Below are 3,463 nucleotides of genomic sequence, written 5' to 3' on the forward strand. Positions count from 1 at the left end.
GACTCACCAGCAACTGAACCCTCAGACACAATCGAAACCAAACCAAGACCCGCGTGACGCGCAGTAATGCCGTTATCGCCACCCACAACAACACCAGTCGTGGAAATACCAATCACACCATTCCCATAATGACGGACATCAATACCATCATCGCCACCAGTAACTTCACCCGTAGTCGTAATCGAAATCTCGCCAACACCATCATGGGTTGCAAAAATGCCATCACTGGCCGTTCCTGTGACATTATATGCTGAGATCGTTATATTTCCCTCTCCATCATGCAAAGAGGTGATACCTATATGGTCGCCAGTCACAAAGTCTTCTGTCAAGACCTGAATTGATCCTCTGCCCGAAAGCCAAGCATCAACTCCATTACGACCCGCATTAATTTCGCCCTCAGCCCTAATATTAATAGAGCCAACACCTGAATGAACTATCGCCCTTATGCCACTGCTACCGCTATTCAGCTCGTCAGATGAAATCGTAATGCCACCATTACCATAATGAAACGCGTACACACCATGATGATTCCCAGCAACATAATTGGTCGTAATGTCAATTAGGCCATCGTTGTCATGATAAACGAGCACTCCGCCATTATTACTCGCAATCTGATTGGCTGAAACCGTTATTGAACCATGACCTAAGTGAGCCACAAATATCCCGTTATCATCTTCTTCCATGCCCGAAACGACATCGCCACTAGCTTCAACTAAAACCGAGCCCGTACCATAGTGGCGAACATCAATACCATCTCCACCCGTGACTGTACCACTCACCGTAACCGAAATATCACCGTCATTATGATGAAGCGTATATACACCGTTAGCTGCACCCGCCACGTCGTTGGCACTGATTGAAATCGACCCATAGCCGTAGTGGTTGGCGAAAATGCCGGAAGACGTACCTCCTGTCACATCATTGGCTGAAATAAAAATCGAACCCTTGCCGTCAAGACGAGTATATGCGCCATAACTGCCGCCATAAATATCATTTGCTTCAATGGATACTTGACCGTCGCCATGATTAAAGGCCACGACGCCATAACTAACGCCATGTACATCTCCGCTTTTGATCGAAATAGAACCATTCCCATCAAGGCGAGTAAGAATACCGTACTCTTCACTTGTCACATTACTCGTCTGGACGGAAATAGAGCCACTACCATAGTGTTTGGCTATGACACCGCTACCTCCAGCACTTACACCTCGGGCTTTAATTGAAATTGCACCATACCCGTAATGCTTAGTAATTACACCTTCACCATAGCTTCCAGTTATATCATGAGTGGTAATTTCAATATTGGATTTATTTTCAACATTGCTAATCTGTGCAAAAACACCACTATAACCGCCGCTTGTGCTTTGGGCTGTGATATTGATTGAACCCATACCTTCGTTAAGAGTAAAAATACCGTAATTTCCGCCAGTCACTTCATTGGAGGTTATTGTAATTGATTCGACAGCAGCATTCTGGGTGCTCTGAATGCCTGTCCCTTCACCAAAATCTCTATAAACGGATGCAAAAATACCATCATCTGATCCGATAACAGTTCCAGTTGTGGTTATGGAAATGGATCCGAGACCATTGTGGCGCACAAAAACACCATCTTCATCTCGTCCAGTAACGTCCTGAGCCGCAATCGCGATATCACCAAGGCCATCATGTACAGCTTTTATCCCATAATAACCGCCAACAACCTCGTTAGATGTCACTGAAATTGAGCCATCTCCATCATGAAATGTAAACACACCGTAAACGCCGCCTGTTACGTCTTCGACCATGACCTCAATTGAACCGGTGCTAGTTCGCCCTCCCGGTACAGCAAGACCGTTAACCTCCGCAATAACCCCTGCCTCAGCACCAGTCACAATACCACTTGCTGTGATGGAAATCCCGCCGTCACCATGATGACGGGCTGCAATTGCGTCGGACCCATCCACGCCACTGGTCACAGTGTTTGCCCCAATCACAATCGCCCCAATACCATCATGACGGGCAGAAATTCCCTTGTTACCGCCCATCACATCACTTGCGGTAACGGTAATAGAACCCATACCTTTATGGTGGGCAAAAACACCATATGAGGTGGCCCCTATTACATCCCCTATCGCCGTAATTTCAATCGAGCCGTCGCCAGAGTGATGTACACCAATTCCATCTTTATCGCTTACTACATCAACGGCGACAATATTAATGGAGCCGATACCTTTGCTGCGAGCGTAAACGCCAGTTCTACCACCCGTTAAACTACCGGTTGCCAACACATCTATAGAACCGTCGCCAAGATGAGAAGCCAAAATAGCGTTTGCGCCACCAGCAACGTTACCGGAAGAAACAACTTTGATCGCCCCAGTACCGTAATGTTCGGCATGAATTCCATTAAACTTCTCACTTGTTACATCTTGGGATGAGATCATGATTTCACCATCCCCATAGTGTACGACGTCGATACCATCACCTCCTCCTGCGATGGTAGAGGAATTTTCGTCGATAAATTTAATATCCCCGCCACTGACGGCCAGGTTGAAAGCACTTCTGAATATGACATTCGATGTGTTCACACCAAAGGCAGGTAGAGTTTTAACTGTTATCCCACTTGCTGAAGTGGCCTCCAAGCCAGGATCGTTGCCATTAGCGTCCGCTGCACCACCACACTCATAAATGCCATCAGATGTTGCTGTACACGTTCCTGAAAATAAGTTAGTCGCTCCTCCAAGGGCAATTCCCAAGCCCAAGGTCAAAGCCGAAACGCTTCCCGAAACAGACGGAACTGTAAAAACGGGGTGAAGTCCGGAGGATGCGTAGCTCGCAGCCAGTCCCTTATATTTGGTCATCCGCCCGCCGCAGGTGTAACCTGCCTCAACGGCCTCATACAATATAGGCTTCACTTTTTTCTCCTATCTAATTTCGAAAGGCGTTGGAGAAACTCGGAAGTCAAAATCAACACAATTAACTTTGTTTCCGCCGCGCCGACCAGAGCTTCTGAGCTTACACCGCTAATAACCCAAAATGACACCAAACAGCGGAAAATGAAGAAATGCATGCCGAATTTCGGAACACCGCTTCGGGCTGGATGAGAGCTATTTCCGTGAGTGAATTGTAGAAAAAGGACGGGATGCATTGAAGTAGCAGTGCAGTTATTAATCAATCATCATGCAAACTCATTGGCTATCGGGCCGGAAAATACGCCTCTATCGCCTCGTCCTGGTAGGGGGGTGTTCCCGTTCTTTGCCTTCGATCCGGCGCTTCACAGGATCATCTACACCACGAATGCCATAGAATGATTGAATCGGGTCATCCACAAATCGATCGTTTCCGTCAGGTGAACCCGGCCAGTTTATGAGTATGATTTTGGTGAGTATCGCCAAGGGCATTGCCAAGTTGATCGCGTTGTCCTTCTCGGATAGCGCGGTACCATGATCATACCGACCTCATTGCCGCGGCTGAAGGGCTTCCGTTT

Annotated in this window: 1 protein-coding gene; it reads right to left on the minus strand. The window is 47.4% G+C overall.

Translation table 11 applies throughout. The features are described from left to right. Positions 1 to 2,891 (minus strand): beta strand repeat-containing protein (locus ACR0DT_RS24810; protein WP_480713311.1); only part of this gene is annotated, 2,891 nt, incomplete at its 3' end. Positions 2,892 to 3,463: the final 572 nt, after the last annotated feature.

The sequence above is a fragment of the Ruegeria sp. BI11 genome, assembly GCF_056538005.1.